Source organism: Chryseobacterium sp. OV279 (assembly GCF_900128945.1).
Taxonomy (GTDB): Bacteria; Bacteroidota; Bacteroidia; order Flavobacteriales; family Weeksellaceae; genus Chryseobacterium.
In genome coordinates this window covers 659,158-676,724 of record NZ_FQUD01000003.1, presented here as the reverse complement: position 1 = coordinate 676,724, position 17,567 = coordinate 659,158, and the positions used below count along the sequence as shown (strand labels likewise).

Genomic DNA, 17,567 nt, shown 5'->3' with positions numbered 1-17,567 from the left:
ATTTCTCCTTTTGACGGAGTTTTTACTCCTTTATACAGACCTTGAAAAGGGAACCGGGCCTCTATATTTGCACAAAGTTAATGATTATTTAGAATCATTCTTAATTATAAGCTATAAATGATGCAGATAAGCCATGTTTTATTCCGTACAGACGATTTAAACCGTGCTGTTCAACAACTGACAGATGCCGGATTCAATGTTGAATACGGAGCCCATCCATCAAAAGCGTACAATGCTTTTATCTGGTTTGAAGAGGGTATTTTTATTGAAATTTTTAAAATTCCTGTCATTCCTCCGCCATTCAGATGGTTCGGGAGATTATTCGGGTACTCCCCTGTTTTGGATAGGATGAAAGTGTGGAACGAAAGCCCGGGCTGGTGCGACTGGTCACTGGAAACCCGGCAGAAAGATCTTAAATACTATCAACTGCTTCTGGAATATTTAGACATCGGATGTAAAGCTTTTAAAAGTAAGAGAAAAGATGTCCACGGAAGAAAGCTCTCATGGCGGCTTGCCGTTCCGGATGATACCCGCTTTCCTTTTCTGATGTCTGCTTATTCTGTAAATCCCAGACTTGGAAAAATTACACACCCGAACGGGATCAAAAGGATAAAAATGATAAAGGTTGGAAAAGAAAAACTGGACACTGTCCTTCTTGATGCACTTCTCGAAGATAAAGAAGCATTGATGCTCATGGAAGGCTGCGAAGGACTTCAGACGGTAGATTTTCTTCATTCAGATCTAAAAATAGAAGACATACTTATATAATGGAAAAGCAGAAACAACTTATTTTAAACGAGAATATGTATCGCGTCATGTGGCAGCTTTCCTGGCCAGCCGTGATTGCTATGGTACTTTATGGATTGAATAATTTTCTGGACGGAATCTTTGTCGGCCATCTGATCAGTACGACAGCTCTTGCGGCAGTAGGTATAGCCTATCCGCTAGCTCAGTTTGCTCAGGGATTCGGTACTCTGATCGGAACAGGAATTGGCTCTGCGGTGAGTATCTGGATCGGAGCGGATGATAAAGAAAAGCTGAATAATTCTTTGGGAACAGCGAATTATCTTACCTTAATTTTCTCTGTCCTGATCACCATTCCATGTTTTATTTTTGGAAAAGAACTGGTGTATATGATGGGCGGAAGAGGTGAAATTCTGTCACTGGGAACCGAATATTTCCGTGCAACGATTCTCGGAAGCTTTTTCTGGATTCATGGTTTAGCTCTGAATATGATGATTCGCGCGGAAGGCCGTATGAAAACCGCTGCATGGATGATTGCTGTCGGGTTGATAGTAGATGTCGCTTTAAAACCTGTCTTCATTCATACTTTTGGCTGGGGCGTTGCAGGGGCTGCCTGGGCTACGAATGTTTCAATGGTCATTTATACCGTTCTAGGGGTTTGGTATTATTCATCGGGAAAAGCGTCTTTCAAAACCAGGTTCTGGTCCCTGAAAAAAGACAAAGCCATTATTAAAGAAGCGCTTTCACTGGGAATGCCGGGATTTATTATGATGATCATGATCGTTATCCAGAATATTGTTGTGTTCAACGTACTGGCGAGGTATGGCAAAGATTCGGACATTACATTTTTCACCGCTGTAAACCGTTTTTATATCCTCCTGAATACGCCGCTTTGGGGTCTGATGCGGGCACTTCAGCCGGTCTCGGGCATGAACTACGGAGCCGGAAAATATGAAAGAAGTATCAACGCTTACCGGATCTTTTCTCTGGTTGGGTTGATGATTCTACTGCCGTTCTGGCTGTTTGTTATGTTTTATCCGTCTGGCGTATTATCGGTGATGATTCCGGATATGGTTTTTATTAACAGTCAACTGACTGATTTTAGAATGTACATGAGTATTCTGCCTGCACTGCCATTTGTTTTTATGGCAATGGTCTGGTTTCCGTCTGTAGATCATGCGAAACCGGCTACGGTGATCAGTATTCTGAGACAGGTTGTATTTTATATCCCTGCACTCCTTATTGTACCCACGATATTTGGAATCAGCGGCATCTATACTGCGAGTGCTGTCATTGATTGGATTATTTTTGGATTGGTGATCTATGCGGTAGGAAAAAATTGTAAAAAAATGAAAGAAAAAGCCCATTAAGAGCACAGCCTATTTTTATGTAGAATTAATAATTTTTGAATATTTATACCTTTATGATGTTTTGCATAATGTAAATTTTACTTATATTTGTGCTTCGAAATAATTTTTTTTCATCATTTGTGTTTTTTTAAGGTCTCCTCATCTAGGGGACCTTTTTCATTATCAGCATACGTAATTGTTTATTTCATGTGTATATGGAAACATAAAATAATGAATTCTCTGGCTAAGTGTAAATACGGTATAATGAATTTGGTACTTTCTACGCTGTTATATATCTCTTTAAAGTGACAACTTTGTGATGTTAAACAACTTAAAAACATTACACCATGTCAAAATTCAAAATCAACATCGTTGCAGGTCCGCTTTGGAGCAACGACGAAGCACAAAAAATCGGAGGTCGTATTGCTGCGGCCCATTTAGGAAAATTCACTGGACAATGGAGCACTATTGTCGAAGGTCAGATGAGCGTTATCGAAGTTGAATACGATACAGAACCATCTGGAAGTACGGAATATACTATGGACGTTTTAGCAGGACCTATCTGGAGCAACGAAGATGCGAAAGAAATTTGTCCTTCTATCTGTGCTTCTTACGGAGGTACCTGGAACGGACAGTGGACTACAGTCGTAGAAGGCAAAATGAGCGTTTGCGGATGCGTATTCAAGTTCTAGGAATATTTAAAATCAGTATAGATCTCCGGGGCAACCCGGAGATTTTTTTTGTTTTAAACTACTGAGTGGTTTTGATAAAATCAGTCGGCTTCGACTGCATCACAGACTGGAAACTTCTGGTAAAAGCCTGTACACTCTTATACCCTACCTGATAGGCTGTTTCCGATATGGTAAGATCTCCGGAACTCAGCAGTTCCAGACTTTTAATAATTCTCAATATCTGCTGGTATTTGCTCAAGGTCATTCCTGTTTCTTTCTTAAAAATCCGCTCCAAAGTACGTAAAGAAAGCAGGAAAATTTCACTAAGGTCTTCTACCCTGATATCTTCGTGATAATGGCTGTGCAGGTAACTGATCGGTTCAGAAAGGCGTTTGTCCTCAGGAAGACGGATGTGAAGTTTCAGAGAATGTTCCACAAAACGGGGAAGCTCATTGAAAAGTGCTTTTAAAAACAATATTTCATCCGAATCTTCTGACATTATTTTGGACCATCTTTCTGCATATTTTATCATTTCCTTTAAAACCGGAGGCACAGAGAATACATTGATTTCATGATGAAAGGAAATATCCGGATCTACATCAGCAAACATGATCATCAGTTTAATTTTCTCAGAATGCGTATTGGTTTTATGGACAGAACCGGGAGGAATCCACGCTGCATGGTTTTGTGGAAGCAGATAGATCTTCCCTTCTATGGTAATATACTGAAAACCGCTTTCCACATAGACCAGCTGGCCTTTTTCATGGGAATGAAGGATATCATCATGGGTCCAGTTGTCTTCAAACCATACAAAATAAGGCTTATCCAATTCTTCAATCACTATTGTGTCGTGTGGATTCATGTCGTTTTAAGTTAAAACTTTGGCAAAATTAAACAAAACAACTGAATTAATTTTGTCATAAATATTTATTGTATGATGAAAAATGAAACAAGAAAGAATGCTTCCTACGTTCTGATGCTGATCAATGTGCTGGTTGTCATACTGGTATCCAGCAATCTGCGGTCTCCTATTATTTCCGTCTCTCCGGTGCTGTCTGAAATACGGAATACTTTGAAACTGGATAGTTTTCAGGTCAGTCTGCTTACTTCTATCCCTTTATTTATGTTTGCGACCTGTTCCGTTTTAGTCAGCAGATTTTCGCATAAATTCAGTATCAGCAGATTTCTGATGTACTCTCTTATTATTTTGAGTTTCGGACTGTTTCTAAGAATTACAGGATCTCTCTGGATGCTTTTTGCAGGATCCGTGTTCATAGGACTTGGAATTTGTATCGGAAATGTGGTGACTCCCGGGTATATTAAAAATAATTTTCCCAAACAGATCGGACTGATGACCGGAATTTTTGCTGTATCCATGAATCTTACCGCAGCTTTAGCTTCAGGTTTTAGTGTGAAAATTGGTGAATGGACAGGATTCGGATGGCGTGGTTCATTAGGAATCTGGCTGGTAATTGCAGGTTTGGGATTGTTTGTTCTGATTCTGGAATTGATATTCAATAAAAAAAATCCGGGTCAGTCCAAAGCAGCTTTGACTGTTTCTGACTTTAATATGTTTAAATCCGCCCAGGCATGGAATATCAGTATTTTTATGGGCCTTCAGTCGTTGTTTTATTACTGTATGATGGCCTGGTTGCCGTCGTTTCTTACCGATTACAATATGCAGGGCGAAAGTACCGGATGGGTTTTATTCGTTATCCAAATTACTATGATTCCTGTGACCTTCTGTGCCCCGATTATTGCAGGGAAAATGAAAGATCAGCGGATTCTGATCGTCCTTATCTGCACCTTAATGTTCGGAAGTACAATGATGTTCGTCTGGCTCCAATCTCAATGGATTTATGCTAATGCAGTTATTATTGGTCTGTCTAATGGTTTGTCTTTCAGCTTATCCATCCTTTTCTTTTCAACAAGAACAAAAAACAGCGCCAATGCCGTGAAAATATCGGGAATGGCACAATCCATAGGCTATCTGATTGCCGCGTTCGGGCCTCCGGTCTTTGGAAAGTTGCATGATTGGGATGTTTCGTGGAAAAGTTCTTTTTACTTTTTAAGTTTTGCCGTCCTTGTTATGTTCTATTTCGGTATGAAGGCAGCAAGAAATCAATGTGTTGAAGATTAAAAATAAAAAAAGTCTCATTAAGAGACTTTTTTTATGCAGAGAAAAGTAATATTAATATTTAAAGATTTTCATGAAAAAATGTTTCCAGTTTTTCAAAAGGAATCAGTTGCGTTTTATCATACAGATCTACATGTCCGGCGTTCGGAACATAAAATAGCTCTTTCGGTTCGGCAGCAAGTTGATAAGCAGCTTCACTGAATTCTTTTGAGTGGGCCTGATCACCCGTAACGAACAGCATGGGTCTGGGAGAAATGGTTTCTATATCATTAAAAGGATAGAAATTCATGAATTTGGTATTGCTGCTCAATGTAGGATGGGTAGTGAACTCCGGAGAGCTTCCTTTCGGAGTATATTCTCCCCTCGAAGTCCTGTAAAAATCATAAAACTCGCGCTGTATAGGAGGTGTATTTTCGTCCAGCTGGTGAACAGTTCCGCTTGTATACCTTGTTTTTCTACCTGTAAATTCTGCGTAACGCTGTTCTGCAGCTTCCTCAATTATTTTCTTTCGCTGTTCGATACTTTGAGAATGATTCAGTGCATTTCGGTTGGCCGCACCCATGTCGTACATACTCACGGTTGCTATCGCTTTCATTCTGGGGTCAATTTTTGCCGCACTGATCACAAAACTTCCACTCCCGCAAATACCGAGAATGCCTATTCTGTTTCTGTCAATGAATGATCTTGTTCCCAGAAAATCAACGGCAGCACTGAAATCTTCTGCATAAATATCAGGAGCCACAGCATTTCTTGGTTCTCCTGCACTTTCTCCCCAAAAGGAGAGATCAATCGCTAAGGTCACAAAACCTTTCCCGGCCATTCTGGATGCGTACAAATCGGCACTCTGCTCCTTTACCGCACCCATCGGATGTCCTACAATGATAGCCGGATATTTTTCATTTTGGTTAAAATTACCTGATATAAAGAGATGTCCGGCAACCTCCATATTGTACTGATTTTTAAAGGTGACTTTATACATCGTAGTACTGCTGTCCACTTTAAAAGTAGTGTATTGGTCGGCGGTGATTTTTTCCATTTTATTTTTTACGGAATCAGGATGATTCTTTTTTACGTTCTGTGATGCTATTTTCCCTGAAAACAGAAGACATAGGACTACTGCCCATATTGATTTTTTCATCATTGATCAATTGATTTAATTATTTTAGCAGGAACTCCCCCGACTACCATATCATCAGGAACATCTTTTGAAACGACTGCCCCGGCTGCAACTACAGCATTTTTTCCAATAGTTACTCCTGGAAGGATGGTAGCTCCCGCACCAATCCATGCTCCTTTTTTTATCAGAATAGGTTGGGTAATGAGTGCTCTTCTGTTTTTGGGATCCAGGGGATGATTTTCTGTAATCAGGTTTACTTTGGGGCCAATCAATACATCATCTTCTATCGTAATTCCGCCCATATCCAGAAAGGAACAGGCATGATTGATAAAAATGTTTTTCCCAAGGGTAATGAATTTTCCGAAATTGGTGTAGAACGGCGGAAATATCGTGGTGCTTTCATCGATGATAACGCCTGTAATTTCACCAATACAATCACGTACCTGATGAATGTCTGTCGCATTATTAAGCTTCTGAGACAGTTCAATCGTTCTGTTTACGATCTCATTAATCCTATCATATTCAGGATCATTGGGATGAATAGCTTCACCTTTTTTCAGCCTTTCCAATATGTTTTTATTTTGCATTTTCATCTTTTTAATACAAAACGAAATTAAATTAAAAACCTCACAAAGACATCTTTTTGAGGCTCAATTAACCTTTCTGAGAAGCTCAAAAGCAAGAAAAAATCAATTATTTAGATGAAACTAAACTCTCTGGTATTGACGTCCGGTGATCATTCCCTGACTACAAAACGGGTCTGGTCTCAACAATAATGAAATAACCGATGCGATCTTTTATAAGCCATTTTCCATTCTGATATACATATTTGTCATCATATTTAACACTATAATCTGTCAGGATATCCTTGCCTTCTGCATCCCGGATCATTTTGATCTGAGAAAAAGAAGTTCCGGTAGCTGTATCTCCATCGATCTCCACCGTGTGCTGTCCGTTCAGGGTGAAGTAGGTTTTCACCTGTGAAGCATGGCCATTAAATTCATTTTCAAGCTTTTCTCTGCCCACAGTATTTCCTGCCAGAAAATCTCCCATATAGGCTTTATAAGTAATATCCACTGTAAATAATTCCATTTGTTCGGCAATCTTTTTTTCATCGCCTAAGGATGCATACGCATCAATTAAGTTTCTTAACTCTTCTTTTGTTTTTAAAATGTCTACTGTCATACTTTTAATTTTAATAAGGTTTAAAAATTTTTATTGGCTTGTTATGGTGTGACAAAACTATAGTATATTTGCTTACAATTTATTAGTTGTTACCAAAAGGTTAGTGACTAATAAAAAGCTTAGTTATGGCAAAAGAGAAAGAAAATCAAGTAGATAGCAGGGCATTTACAGAAGAATGCAACACTGTTTTAGCAGCCGTTTCCGATGCGCTTTATGCCATTGGAGGGAAATGGAAACTGATGATTATTATCGCTATGGCGAGAGGAAATAAAAGATTTACAGAGATTCAAAGACAGGTAAACGGAATATCTGCAAGGGTACTTTCCAGCGAACTGAAAGAATTGGAACTGAACGGATTTATCATAAAGAAAGTTTCTGTTGGCTATCCTGTGAGTATTGAATATGAATTGCTTCCCTACAGCCATACCCTGGAAGAATTGGTAGGAGCAATGACCAGATGGGGAATGCAGCACAGACAGAAAATTAAAAGCGAGATGGCTGCCGGAGGAAAATCTTCCGGTAAAAGATAAAAGTTGGGTAATTATATGTCGGATGGTGAAAAGCCGTATTCTTTTTTAAAAGCTGTAGAAAAATGAGAAGGATTTTTAAATCCCACTTCTATATAAACGTCCTGTACTTTTTTATTTTCTTCTTTTAGCATAAAATAAGCGGCTTCGAGGCGTTTTTTTATCAGCCATTTCTGTGGTGTAAGATTACTTATTTTCTTAAAATCCCGTTTAAATGTGGCGAGACTTCTGCCCGTATAGGAGGCAATCTGTTCCATGGTAAGATCATCCCTATAATTTTCGTTAAGAAATCCAAGAATATCTACTTTCCAGGGCTCTGTAAAATCGAATAGTACAGGATATAATGCTTCAGAACTATTGAGAATGGCATAAATTCCTTCAAGAAGTTTCAGATGAGCAACACCTTCTGTAGGTTGTATCTGGCCATCAAAATAAGGCGTTAAAGACTGAAATAAACTGGTAATATCCGGACGGATTTCAAGTTTAAATATTTTTTTTTCTGAAATTGAGGGTTTGTTTGGTATTTCAGACCTGTTTATTCTGCCGTAAAACTCTCGAAGAACAGATCTTCCAAAAGTAAGTGAGATCCCTTTATATAAATTTTCTCCTATGCTGTTTTTATGCATGATGAGCCTATGATCGCGTCGAATAAAGGCGCACTCTCCTGCCTTGATAACAATTTTTTCTCCTCTGTCCTCTATGATCTGCTCTCCGGAATACAGATACAGCAGAACGTGTTCAGGAGTAGCGTGGATGCATTTTTCACTGTAATCTGAAAAGCAGGAAAGAAATATACCTGAGTAGTTCAAAGTTCTCAATGCGTCTTTCTGTTCCATTTGGCATCCATTATGATTCAATTTACAAATTTAGTAATAAAGTAGTGATAAAGATTTGCTGAGAAGCTCAAATCCTTATTTATGTCACTCTCCTTTTACTGCTTGCTTCTACCCATTCATCTTTCTCGCATTTAGGACAGTTTCCAGCGGTTCCTTCCGGTTTAAATTCGGTATGTCCACAGAATGTACAGGAATAATGGCCTTCGTGAGGAATTATCTTCAATGGATTTTCCAATGAATCAGGCATGATTGGAAGTCCGGATTTCACGGCTTTATCTTCATAAAAAAATATGCTGATTTCTCCGGAACTTTCTACGATAGCCGTTTCAATCTGTCCGAGTTGTGAAACGCCTTTTAATCTAAGCTCGGCAAAGAATTCATCGCTGCCCAGATTTTCTTTTTTGAAATTATCTATAGCAAATTCTCCATCGCGGATCAGGCAGGCAGAAGTACCTTCCACCAGTTTTTCAAAACTTTTGCTCTTGGCGATAAAAATTGTAATGATGGTATATAAAAGAATAATAACGATAAAAACGAGGATTGAAGAGACAATTCCGACATCTTTGTTAAACATTGGGTCGCCTGCTGCAGATCCCAAACCGATGATCACCACCAGTTCGAAAATAGAAAGCTGCTTCACGCCTCTTTTACCCAAAACCCTTAAGCCGATGATAATAGCCAGAAACATAATGGCCGTCCGGAGAATAATCTCTAAAAGAAAAGACCATTCTTCATGTCCCATCAGCAATTCTTTCCAGTTGAGTTCTAAGAGAAATAAGGCTAGCATAGATATTAATTTAGAAAGGATATCCAAAAAATGAGCCATAGCCGTTGGCCAAGGTGGCTTCGAGTGTCTCAGCCACCATTTATTTATTGACCCATTCTTCAGCAAGAATCGCATAAATCACATCATCTACCCAAACACCGTTGATGTGCAGACTTTTAATGAAGTGTCCTTCCTTTCTGAAACCAAGACGTTCCATCAGCTGCATTGAACTGGTATTATCAGGATCAATGGAAGTGATGATCCTGTGTTTCCTCAAATCTTTAAACATGAGGTTAATCAATCCTTTCAATGCTTCGGAAGCATATCCTTTGTGATGATACTTTTTGCTCAGTGTAATTCCAAATTCCACCTGATCACTGTCTATAAAATGAACGCCTACATCACCGATGACTTCTTTCGTCAGCTTATCTGTAATCAAAAGCTGATACCATGTCTCAGGCAGATTGAATTCTTTGGAATTTCTGATGATGAATGCTTCCACTTCTTCCAGTGTTTTGGGAATCCAGCTTTGAAATTGATTGGTTTCCCCATCTGAACGGTACCCGAAAATGGCTTCCTTATTATTCATATCAAGATCTCTGAGAAGCAGTCTTTCTGTTTCAAGAATCATTTTGTCAAAATTTTAATAGGCTAAATTATGAATATTACAGGCATTAAATTCGGATTTGGTAAGATTACTCAAAAGAATATTCTTCACCATCCTGCAAAACAAAACATCGGTCCTGCAATCCGCTTTCTATGATTTTATCCTGAATAAATTTCCGGTCTTCTTTACAGTGACTTACCGCCTCAAGATGAGTTACCAAAACGGTCGCCTCCGGAATATATTCGCACAGTTTAATGATGTCCCGGCTGGTCATAATAATAGGATCTCCCATGACAAAAGTGGCTGCACCGCCTGCAACTACAATATGATGAGGTCTGTGTGTATCAATTTCTGTGGCAATTCCTTCATACCAGATACTGTCGCCAACGATGTAAAGCGTTTTTTCTTCCGCTTTAAAGACAAAACCATTGACTTCTCCCATCTTCTCTCCTATTTCTCCGGTTCCGTGCTGTCCCTGCGTAATGGAAATATTGATATTTTCCCAGATGATGCTGTCTTTAATGGAAATTATATTTTTAAAACCTGACTGCGCAATCTGTTCTGCAATCACTTCAGGACAAATCACGGGAATATCTTTGTTTAAAAGTTCAATCGCTTTTCCGTCCCAGTGATCGGGATGAAGGTGAGTTACCGCTATAGCATCAATTTTTGACAGCTTATCTTTCAATTCCTCTTCACTGAATGGAAGATCAACTAATGGATTCAATAATTCGTTATCCGTCATCGGCAATTTTCCCAGAGAACTTTTTGCTCCAAGCATGGGATCAATTAAAATATTTTTTCCTCCGATTTGGATCAATAATGTGGCATTGCGCCATAATTCCAGTTTCATTTTGTTTAATTTTGTCCTGCAAAACTAGGTTAAATCAAGGCTGGATAATAGACGGTTACCAAAAGGTTCACCACTTATATAAAAGGATCTATGAATTTTGAAGAATTTAAAAACTGCGGGCTCAGACGAAGCCTGGATATTCTTTCCGGAAAATGGAAACCATTAATCCTTCAGAATCTTTTTGAGGAAGAGCAGGTTCGTTTTGTAGAATTGTGGCGTAAAATGCCCCGGGTTTCAAAGAAAGTGCTATCGGAACAGCTGAAACAAATGGAGGAAAATCATATGATTCAACGGATTGAAGTCTACAATTTCCCTCCAGAAGTATATTATAAATTGACGGATAAAGCCCGGAAATTAGGTCCTATTCTCGATCAGCTGCATCAGTGGGGCAAGGATCTGGATTCTTAAAAGTATCCAACACTTCCAGTATATTCTGATAAATAAAATCCAGTTCCTCTGACGTAATGCAATACGGCGGAACCAAATACATGACATTCCCCAGCGGACGCATAATGATTCCACGTTTCAAAAATTCATCATACAAAACCTTTCCAATTTGATTAAAATAAGATGTATTTTGATCAGTTTTATACTCAAAAGCCAGAATAGTTCCGGTCTGTCGTACATTTTCAACATCCGGATGCTTTGAGAGAACTTTGGAAAAATCTGAATGTTGTCTGCTGATACGGTCAATGGCCGATAACGTTTCTTCCTGTAATAAAAGTTCCATGCTGGCCAGTGCCGCCGTACATGCTAAAGGATTCGCCGTAAAAGAATGCCCGTGAAACAACGTTTTATACTTATCATCAGATAAAAAAGCATTGAAAATCTCCTGTGAACACGTCGTAATTCCCATAGGCATCGTTCCGCCGGTAAGGCCTTTTGAAAAGCACATAATATCTGGCATTTCCGTCAGATGGTTAGCGGCAAAGAGCTTTCCTGTTCTTCCAAAACCTGTGAATACTTCGTCCTGAATCATCAGAATTTCTTCAGCTCTACAAAACTTCATCAGTTCATCCAGGTGTTTGGCTTCGTACATCAGCATTCCTGCAGCACCCTGTACCAATGGCTCATAGATAAAACAGGCTGTTTCTTCCGCCAGATCTCTAATCTGAATTTTCAAACTTTCCAGGTTTTCCGCGTTGGGTGTATCAATAAATACGACCTCAAACAGCATACTTCCGAAAGGCTTTGTCCAGACACTTCTTCCACTTACGGACATCGCCCCGAACGTATCACCGTGATATGCATTTTTAAAAGCAAGAATCTTGGTTTTTTCTTTCCCTGAGTTATAGGCATACTGAATACACATCTTCAGCGCCGCTTCCACCGCCGTTGAGCCATTATCAGAATAAAAAACTTTTTTCTGATTTTCAGGAAGGATTTGTAATAAATTTTCGGACAACTGAACAGCCGGTTCATGCGTAAAACCTGCAAAAATAACCTGTTCCAGAGTATTCAGCTGCTGAAAAACACGTTCTGCAATATAAGGATGAGCATGACCGTGCAATGTTACCCACCAGGATGAAACAGCATCAATATACTTTTTCCCATTCTCATCATATAAATAAACTCCTTTTCCATTTACGATAGGCACTGCATCACCAGCTGTTTTCATCTGCGTGTAAGGATGCCAGTTGACGGCTTTATCTCTTGACTGTAGTGATTGTATTACTGTATTCATTTTTTTTTGAATTAGAAGTTAGAAATTAGAAGTTAGAAGATGGTAGTTCTACAGGTCAACCATTAATTTACAGTATAAACCCAAACCCCGTATCCCGAACCTCGTTAACAACAACTCTTTTCTTTCATCTTCATCGGTTTCAGCCCCAGTTTTTCCAGCATCTGCATATCTTCGGAAACTCCCGGATTTGGCGTTACCAATAGGGTTTCTCTTTCTCCCGTAAATATGGAATTGGCTCCGGCCATAAAGCACCAGGCTTGTTCTGTTTCATTCATTTCAATACGTCCTGCGCTTAATCTCACCATGGATGCAGGCATAACAATTCTTGCGGTAGCGATCATTCTGACCATTTCCCAGGTGTCTACTTTCTCGTTGTCTTCAAGCGGTGTACCTGCCACTCTGGCTAAAGCATTGATGGGAACTGATTCCGGGTGTTTTGGCATGGTAGCTAAAGTTAAAAGCATTGAAATCCGGTCTCTATGCGTTTCTCCAAGTCCAATAATTCCTCCGGAACATACCGTTATTCCTGCATTTCTTACGTTATTGATCGTATTAATCCTGTTATCAAAAGTTCTGGTTGAAATAATTTCTTCATAATACTGCTCAGAAGTATCCAGATTGTGGTTGTAAGCGTACAAACCTGCTTCCTGAAGACGGATAGCCTGCTCTTCGGTAAGCATTCCTAAAGTACAGCACACTTCAAGTCCAAGCTCATTCACTCCTTTTACCATATCGATTACCCGGTCAAAATCTCGGTTATTTCGGACTTCACGCCATGCTGCAGCCATACAGAAACGGGATGAACCGCTGTCTTTGGCTTTTTGAGCGTGAGCAATAACGGTTTCTGTCGGAAGCAATGCCTGCACTTTAATATTGGTATGGTAACGCGCCGCCTGACCACAGTAGGAACAGTCTTCAGGACATCCTCCTGTTTTGATGGATAATAAGGTGGAGATCTGTACTTCGGTCGGATCATGCCATTCACGGTGAACGGTGGATGCCTTATAAATCAGTTCCAGCAAAGGCTGGTGGTAAATTTCTTCTATTTCTTCTTTTGTCCAGTTGTTTCTTACGGTTGTTTTTTGGTCCATTATCATAATTTTGTTTTTGTTAATTGTTCTGCGGCAGTTTTAATACTATCTTTTGTGGGTTGGTTAATTTCAGGAATACGAATAATTCTGGTTTCCCTTTTAATAAAGTTGCAGATCACTCTTTCGGTATCCGGAGGGAAAACTCCGTTGAGGATCAGATATTCCAGTTTGAGTTTTTTCTGTTCTAATGCCATGATGGAAAGCAAAGTGTGATTAATACATCCTAAATAATTCCTCACCACCAATGCCACCGGAAGATCCAGTTTTTCTATAAGATCGATCATGAAAATATTATCTGTAAGCGGGACCATAAGCCCTCCGGCTCCTTCTACAATAAAACTGTTCTGTGTTTCAGGCAGATGAAACTGGTCAAGATCAATCTGCACATTTTCTTCCCGTGCCGACTGATGCGGTGATGCAGCCAGCTTAAAACGGTAAGTTTCCGGATGGCAGACTGTATTTTCTGTCCATGATTCTATTTTATGACTGTCCGAACAGTCCAGATCTCCGGATTGTACGGGTTTCCAGTAATCGGCTTTAAAATATTGTGTTAGAACGGCAGAGCAAATTGTTTTTCCTACTTCAGTGCCTATGCCGGTGATGAATAGTTGGGTCATGCGGGTTTCGAGATGCGTGATTCGGGATTTAGGTTTAAATATTAATTTTTGTTTTGTTTAAAGGAATGCTTTGATGAGTCCTGTGAGTTCTATAATTTCTTTTTCAGTATTGAAGCTGTGGAGGCATATTCTGAGTCTTTCAGTTCCTGCTTTTACAGTGGGACTGTAGACGGCATAGGTTAAGAAATTACTGTCAGATAATGTTTTCTGCAGACTTCTTAATTGATGGTTATCAGGAATTAGTACAGCTTGTATCGGACTCAATTCCGAAGATGGTGTTTCTATATTTTGATTTCTGAAAATTTCAATGTTTTGATGAAGCTTTTCTGGCAGTTCCGGTTTATGTTTTAAAAATTCATATCCGGTTTTAATAGCCATCCATAAAAAATCCTGAGCTGCTGTAGTATAGATGAAGGGAGAGGCAAAATTCACTAAATAGGATTTTACGGTTTTATCACAAAGAATAGCCGCGCCATGTGCCCCTAAAGCTTTCCCATAGGTTACTACAGCTGCAAAAACATCCTTTTGCAATTGGTATTTTTCAATCAAACCATATCCGAAAACTCCGAAAGCATGGGCTTCATCTACAATCAGTGCGGCATGATATCTTTTTGCTAAAGCTGCAATTTCCTGAATAGGTGTCAGATCTCCATCCATGGAATAAAGGCTTTCTATAGCAATAAAACAGGGTCCGGTCTGCTTTTTCAGGATACTTTCCAAATCTTGCAGATCATTGTGACGGAATTTTAATTTCCGGGCATGAGACATCCTGCACGCATCATGAACAGAACGGTGGATCTGCTCATCAACAATAATCGTGTCATGACGGTCAGGCAGTGTGGAAAATAAAGCCAGATTCGCATTGTAACCGGAAGAAAAAAGCAGAGCTGCAGGATATTGATGCTGTTCAGCAACGTACTCTTCTGTTTCATCAGTTATATTGCTGTTTCCACTGATCAACCTTGAACCGGAGCTTCCTAAAAGAAGTTTCGGATTTTCCTGAACCTTCTGAAGCAGTTGTGCCTGAAGTTCTTTATTTCCGGCCAATCCAAGATAGTCATTGGAATAAAAATCAATCCCTTCTGATTTTGGTTTTAAAGTTCTTAATATGCCCGCTTCTTTTCTTTTGTCAAGCGCTTCCTGAAATTTTTTAAGCATAATCTAACTCTGAAACTTCCTCTGCGATGGCATTGATCCACTGATCATGCAGTTCTTTTTCTATAGTAAGAATTTTTTCTGCATGTTGCTGCCAGTCAGCGGAAAATTCATTTAACTGATTGATCATTTCCTCAAGATGTCCTTCCTCTTCCAGAATAATAGATTTCACCATAATTCTTGAAGATTCACTGGTCAGAATATCCTGATATACCGGGTACAGTTTATCGGCACGGACTTCAATAGCATACGTCACAAAAAGGTAAGCTACATATTTCAATTCTTCTTTATTCAGGGTAAATACAGTCTGAAGGTATCTACAGGCTTTTACATCCAGCGAATGAAGATACTGTCGGGTAGCGACCGGAGCCAGAAGTTCGTTTGCTTCATAGGTTTTACACAATTCGGGATCTATCTTTAAAATCTGTTTTTTTAGATAATAAGCGTGACGATGCTCTTCAGCAGCGTGTTTCAGCTGGATCAGCGTGACAGAAACCGGATGCTCACTTTTGGAGATCTTTCTGGCACCGGCATTTTCCATGAACGAAAGGGTGTTCAGCCATTTGGCGTGAGTTCCGCCGTCCTGGACGATTTTTTCAAGCAGTTGATGAAATTCCATAGATTTTTATTTTGAACCAAAATTAGTATATTGCCGGACCGTTAAAAGGTGCCAGTTTTAAGATTATGGATAGTCCGGTTAAGATTCCTTACGAAAGTTTTATAGAAATTGACAGAAATTCAGAGACTTCAATCTATATGCAGATCGCCAATCAATTGATCAATGCTATTCAGCGAGGTTTTCTGCCCTATGGCACCAAACTTCCGGGAACCAGAGCCTTCAGTGAAGTTCTGGAAATCCACCGGAATACTGCTGTGGCTGTTTATGACGAATTATCGGCACAGGGCTGGGTAGAAAGCCTTCCGAATAAAGGAACGTTCATCATTGGAGAAAATCAGGAAAAGCCCGTAAAGGTTAAAGATTTTGAAAAGGATAACCTTCAGAATTATCCTGAGACGACAGGTTTTTCATTCAAAACTTCCAATATTTTGGATAATCCATTTGAACATTCAGACTGCCAGTATGTTTTTAATGATGGTGTTCCGGATATCAGACTGACCCAGATCGGGCAGCATTCCAGGTTTTACAGTTCTATTCTTAGAAGAAAATCCAACCAGAAAATGTTGGGACACTACAATCACGACGGAAGTGAGTTTTTTAAAGAACATTTATCTCATTACCTTAATCTGTCCCGAGGCTTACCTATTTCAAAGAACAATCTTCTCATTACCCGAAGCACGGAAATGAGTATTTATATCGTTTCCGAAATTCTCCTTTCTGCAGGAGACACTGTATTAGTAGGCGCTTTAAGCTATTTTTCCGTCAATATGATTTTCCAGAAAGCAGGTGTGAATATTCTCTCTCTGCCGATAGATGAGGAAGGAATTATCGTTGAACATGTCCGGGAAGCCTGTAAAAAGCAGAAAATTCGGATGCTTTATCTCACGCCGCACCACCACTATCCGACTACCGTTGCTTTAAGTGCCCAGCGCAGGCTTGAATTGCTGGATCTTGCCCACGAGTACGGTTTTATCATCCTTGAAGATGATTACGATTATGAGTTTCATTATGACAAAAGCCCCATTCTCCCATTAGCAAGTGCAGATACTAAAGGGATGGTGATTTATATAGGATCTTTTGGAAAGTCATTGGCTCCGGGATTCAGGACCGGGTTTATTGTCGCTCCGGAAAATCTGATGGTTGAGATGAGAAAATACCTTGGAATCATAGACCGTCAGGGTGATATTCTAATGGAAAGAGCTTTGGGTGAAATGATTGAGGAAGGGGAAATACATCGTTATCTGAAAAAATCTTTAAAGGTGTACCAGGAAAGACGTGACCATTTTGCACAACTGCTTAAAGAAAATTTAGATGAATTTATTCAGTTTCAAAAACCTTCGGGAGGTCTTGCTTTCTGGCTGGAATGGAAAGTTCCTGTCAATCTGATGCAGCTAAGCCGGAATTGTGCACAAAATAATCTGTTTATCCCTAAAACACTGCTTTACCAGACAAAAGATCTTACCGCAATGAGGCTGGGATTTGGAAATCTTAACTTTGAGGAAATGGAGAAGAGTATTGAGATTCTTTCTGATCATGCGAGAAAATGATTGTAAAAATGATTTGTTTTTTTTTGAATTAACCACAGATGACACAGATTTTCACAGATGTT

At 39.5% G+C, this 17,567-nt stretch carries 20 protein-coding genes; 7 read left to right on the top strand and 13 right to left on the bottom strand.

Features of this window, described 5'->3' with window-relative positions:
• The first annotated feature begins 117 nt into the window (after positions 1-117).
• From BUA72_RS15475 to BUA72_RS15465, 3 genes are all read left to right on the top strand, one after another.
• Positions 118-768 (top strand): VOC family protein, encoded by a 651-nt coding sequence (locus BUA72_RS15475; protein WP_083544227.1) that lies wholly within the window; start codon positions 118-120, stop codon positions 766-768.
• A complete protein-coding gene (locus BUA72_RS15470; RefSeq protein WP_072923748.1) occupies positions 768-2,114 on the top strand; it encodes an MATE family efflux transporter in 1,347 nt (448 codons plus the stop codon). Before BUA72_RS15475 ends, BUA72_RS15470 begins: the two co-directional genes overlap by 1 nt.
• Before the next feature lie 326 nt (positions 2,115-2,440).
• Positions 2,441-2,785 (top strand): mannan-binding lectin, encoded by a 345-nt coding sequence (locus BUA72_RS15465; RefSeq protein ID WP_034725582.1) that lies wholly within the window; start codon positions 2,441-2,443, stop codon positions 2,783-2,785.
• Positions 2,786-2,843: 58 nt separating this feature from the next.
• On the opposite strand, the gene BUA72_RS15460 is transcribed toward BUA72_RS15465, so the two are convergent.
• Positions 2,844-3,626 (bottom strand): helix-turn-helix domain-containing protein, encoded by a 783-nt coding sequence (locus BUA72_RS15460; RefSeq protein WP_072923747.1) that lies wholly within the window; start codon positions 3,624-3,626, stop codon positions 2,844-2,846.
• Between the two features lie 72 nt (positions 3,627-3,698).
• Between BUA72_RS15460 and BUA72_RS15455 the strand changes: the two genes are divergently transcribed.
• A complete protein-coding gene (locus tag BUA72_RS15455) occupies positions 3,699-4,904 on the top strand; it encodes a CynX/NimT family MFS transporter (RefSeq protein ID WP_228407893.1) in 1,206 nt (401 codons plus the stop codon).
• Positions 4,905-4,962: 58 nt separating this feature from the next.
• Here the strand turns inward: BUA72_RS15455 and BUA72_RS15450 are convergent, their stop codons facing one another.
• The 3 genes from BUA72_RS15450 to BUA72_RS15440 form a co-directional block, all read right to left on the bottom strand.
• Positions 4,963-6,042 (bottom strand): alpha/beta hydrolase, encoded by a 1,080-nt coding sequence (locus BUA72_RS15450; RefSeq protein ID WP_228407892.1) that lies wholly within the window; start codon positions 6,040-6,042, stop codon positions 4,963-4,965.
• Positions 6,039-6,605: a DapH/DapD/GlmU-related protein gene (locus BUA72_RS15445; protein ID WP_072924136.1), complete on the bottom strand. Its 567-nt coding sequence runs from the start codon at positions 6,603-6,605 to the stop codon at positions 6,039-6,041. Before BUA72_RS15445 ends, BUA72_RS15450 begins: the two co-directional genes overlap by 4 nt.
• A 160-nt stretch (positions 6,606-6,765) precedes the next feature.
• On the bottom strand, positions 6,766-7,203 hold the full coding sequence (locus tag BUA72_RS15440; RefSeq protein WP_072923745.1) for a nuclear transport factor 2 family protein: 438 nt from the start codon (positions 7,201-7,203) through the stop codon (positions 6,766-6,768).
• Between the two features lie 125 nt (positions 7,204-7,328).
• On the opposite strand from BUA72_RS15440, the gene BUA72_RS15435 reads away from it, so the two are divergent.
• Positions 7,329-7,733, top strand: a complete 405-nt coding sequence (locus BUA72_RS15435) for a winged helix-turn-helix transcriptional regulator (RefSeq protein WP_072923744.1) — start codon at positions 7,329-7,331, stop codon at positions 7,731-7,733.
• 11 nt (positions 7,734-7,744) lie between these two features.
• Here BUA72_RS15435 and BUA72_RS15430 read toward each other — a convergent pair whose 3' ends face one another.
• The 4 genes from BUA72_RS15430 to BUA72_RS15415 all read right to left on the bottom strand — a co-directional run bounded on the left by BUA72_RS15430 (position 7,745) and on the right by BUA72_RS15415 (position 10,792).
• Entirely contained in the window at positions 7,745-8,566 is an 822-nt protein-coding gene (locus BUA72_RS15430; protein WP_072923742.1) for a helix-turn-helix domain-containing protein, read from the bottom strand.
• A gap of 79 nt (positions 8,567-8,645) precedes the next feature.
• The gene (locus tag BUA72_RS15425) at positions 8,646-9,353 is read right to left on the bottom strand and encodes a DUF421 domain-containing protein (protein WP_228407890.1); all 708 of its coding nucleotides are present in this window, start codon (positions 9,351-9,353) and stop codon (positions 8,646-8,648) included.
• A gap of 79 nt (positions 9,354-9,432) precedes the next feature.
• Positions 9,433-9,963: a GNAT family N-acetyltransferase gene (locus BUA72_RS15420; RefSeq protein ID WP_072923741.1), complete on the bottom strand. Its 531-nt coding sequence runs from the start codon at positions 9,961-9,963 to the stop codon at positions 9,433-9,435.
• A gap of 64 nt (positions 9,964-10,027) precedes the next feature.
• Positions 10,028-10,792 (bottom strand): MBL fold metallo-hydrolase, encoded by a 765-nt coding sequence (locus BUA72_RS15415; protein ID WP_072923739.1) that lies wholly within the window; start codon positions 10,790-10,792, stop codon positions 10,028-10,030.
• Positions 10,793-10,882: 90 nt separating this feature from the next.
• Here BUA72_RS15415 and BUA72_RS15410 point away from each other — a divergent pair, with 90 nt between their 5' ends.
• Complete coding sequence (locus tag BUA72_RS15410) at positions 10,883-11,200, top strand: winged helix-turn-helix transcriptional regulator (protein WP_072923737.1); 318 nt, start codon at positions 10,883-10,885, stop codon at positions 11,198-11,200.
• Here BUA72_RS15410 and bioA read toward each other — a convergent pair.
• From bioA to BUA72_RS15385, 5 genes are all read right to left on the bottom strand, one after another.
• A complete protein-coding gene (gene bioA / locus BUA72_RS15405; RefSeq protein ID WP_072923735.1) occupies positions 11,154-12,476 on the bottom strand; it encodes an adenosylmethionine--8-amino-7-oxononanoate transaminase in 1,323 nt (440 codons plus the stop codon). The genes BUA72_RS15410 and bioA overlap by 47 nt on opposite strands.
• A 104-nt stretch (positions 12,477-12,580) precedes the next feature.
• A complete protein-coding gene (bioB, locus tag BUA72_RS15400) occupies positions 12,581-13,567 on the bottom strand; it encodes a biotin synthase BioB (RefSeq protein WP_072923734.1) in 987 nt (328 codons plus the stop codon).
• A gap of 2 nt (positions 13,568-13,569) precedes the next feature.
• On the bottom strand, positions 13,570-14,184 hold the full coding sequence (gene bioD / locus BUA72_RS15395; protein WP_072923732.1) for a dethiobiotin synthase: 615 nt from the start codon (positions 14,182-14,184) through the stop codon (positions 13,570-13,572).
• Between the two features lie 57 nt (positions 14,185-14,241).
• On the bottom strand, positions 14,242-15,342 hold the full coding sequence (locus BUA72_RS15390; RefSeq protein ID WP_072923731.1) for an aminotransferase class I/II-fold pyridoxal phosphate-dependent enzyme: 1,101 nt from the start codon (positions 15,340-15,342) through the stop codon (positions 14,242-14,244).
• Positions 15,335-15,958, bottom strand: coding sequence for a hypothetical protein (locus tag BUA72_RS15385; RefSeq protein ID WP_072923729.1), 624 nt, complete (start codon positions 15,956-15,958; stop codon positions 15,335-15,337). The genes BUA72_RS15390 and BUA72_RS15385 overlap by 8 nt, the downstream gene beginning before the upstream one ends.
• 65 nt (positions 15,959-16,023) lie before the next feature.
• On the opposite strand from BUA72_RS15385, the gene BUA72_RS15380 reads away from it, so the two are divergent.
• The gene (locus BUA72_RS15380; protein WP_072923727.1) at positions 16,024-17,505 is read left to right on the top strand and encodes an aminotransferase-like domain-containing protein; all 1,482 of its coding nucleotides are present in this window, start codon (positions 16,024-16,026) and stop codon (positions 17,503-17,505) included.
• Positions 17,506-17,567 lie beyond the last annotated feature (62 nt).

Excerpts from the sequence above, each read along its gene's own strand:
- BUA72_RS15385 (WP_072923729.1), bottom strand. The coding sequence starts at position 15,958 with ATGGAATTTCATCAACTGCTTGAAAAAATCGTCCAGGACGGCGGAACT.
- BUA72_RS15470 (WP_072923748.1), top strand. The coding sequence starts at position 768 with ATGGAAAAGCAGAAACAACTTATTTTAAACGAGAATATGTATCGCGTC.
- BUA72_RS15390 (WP_072923731.1), bottom strand. The coding sequence starts at position 15,342 with ATGCTTAAAAAATTTCAGGAAGCGCTTGACAAAAGAAAAGAAGCGGGC.
- bioA (WP_072923735.1), bottom strand. The coding sequence starts at position 12,476 with ATGAATACAGTAATACAATCACTACAGTCAAGAGATAAAGCCGTCAAC.
- BUA72_RS15430 (WP_072923742.1), bottom strand. The coding sequence starts at position 8,566 with ATGGAACAGAAAGACGCATTGAGAACTTTGAACTACTCAGGTATATTT.
- BUA72_RS15435 (WP_072923744.1), top strand. The coding sequence starts at position 7,329 with ATGGCAAAAGAGAAAGAAAATCAAGTAGATAGCAGGGCATTTACAGAA.
- BUA72_RS15420 (WP_072923741.1), bottom strand. The coding sequence starts at position 9,963 with ATGATTCTTGAAACAGAAAGACTGCTTCTCAGAGATCTTGATATGAAT.
- BUA72_RS15440 (WP_072923745.1), bottom strand. The coding sequence starts at position 7,203 with ATGACAGTAGACATTTTAAAAACAAAAGAAGAGTTAAGAAACTTAATT.
- BUA72_RS15445 (WP_072924136.1), bottom strand. The coding sequence starts at position 6,605 with ATGCAAAATAAAAACATATTGGAAAGGCTGAAAAAAGGTGAAGCTATT.
- BUA72_RS15460 (WP_072923747.1), bottom strand. The coding sequence starts at position 3,626 with ATGAATCCACACGACACAATAGTGATTGAAGAATTGGATAAGCCTTAT.
- BUA72_RS15415 (WP_072923739.1), bottom strand. The coding sequence starts at position 10,792 with ATGAAACTGGAATTATGGCGCAATGCCACATTATTGATCCAAATCGGA.
- bioD (WP_072923732.1), bottom strand. The coding sequence starts at position 14,184 with ATGACCCAACTATTCATCACCGGCATAGGCACTGAAGTAGGAAAAACA.
- BUA72_RS15475 (WP_083544227.1), top strand. The coding sequence starts at position 118 with ATGATGCAGATAAGCCATGTTTTATTCCGTACAGACGATTTAAACCGT.
- BUA72_RS15450 (WP_228407892.1), bottom strand. The coding sequence starts at position 6,042 with ATGATGAAAAAATCAATATGGGCAGTAGTCCTATGTCTTCTGTTTTCA.
- BUA72_RS15425 (WP_228407890.1), bottom strand. The coding sequence starts at position 9,353 with ATGCTAGCCTTATTTCTCTTAGAACTCAACTGGAAAGAATTGCTGATG.
- BUA72_RS15410 (WP_072923737.1), top strand. The coding sequence starts at position 10,883 with ATGAATTTTGAAGAATTTAAAAACTGCGGGCTCAGACGAAGCCTGGAT.
- BUA72_RS15465 (WP_034725582.1), top strand. The coding sequence starts at position 2,441 with ATGTCAAAATTCAAAATCAACATCGTTGCAGGTCCGCTTTGGAGCAAC.
- BUA72_RS15455 (WP_228407893.1), top strand. The coding sequence starts at position 3,699 with ATGATGAAAAATGAAACAAGAAAGAATGCTTCCTACGTTCTGATGCTG.
- BUA72_RS15380 (WP_072923727.1), top strand. The coding sequence starts at position 16,024 with ATGGATAGTCCGGTTAAGATTCCTTACGAAAGTTTTATAGAAATTGAC.
- bioB (WP_072923734.1), bottom strand. The coding sequence starts at position 13,567 with ATGGACCAAAAAACAACCGTAAGAAACAACTGGACAAAAGAAGAAATA.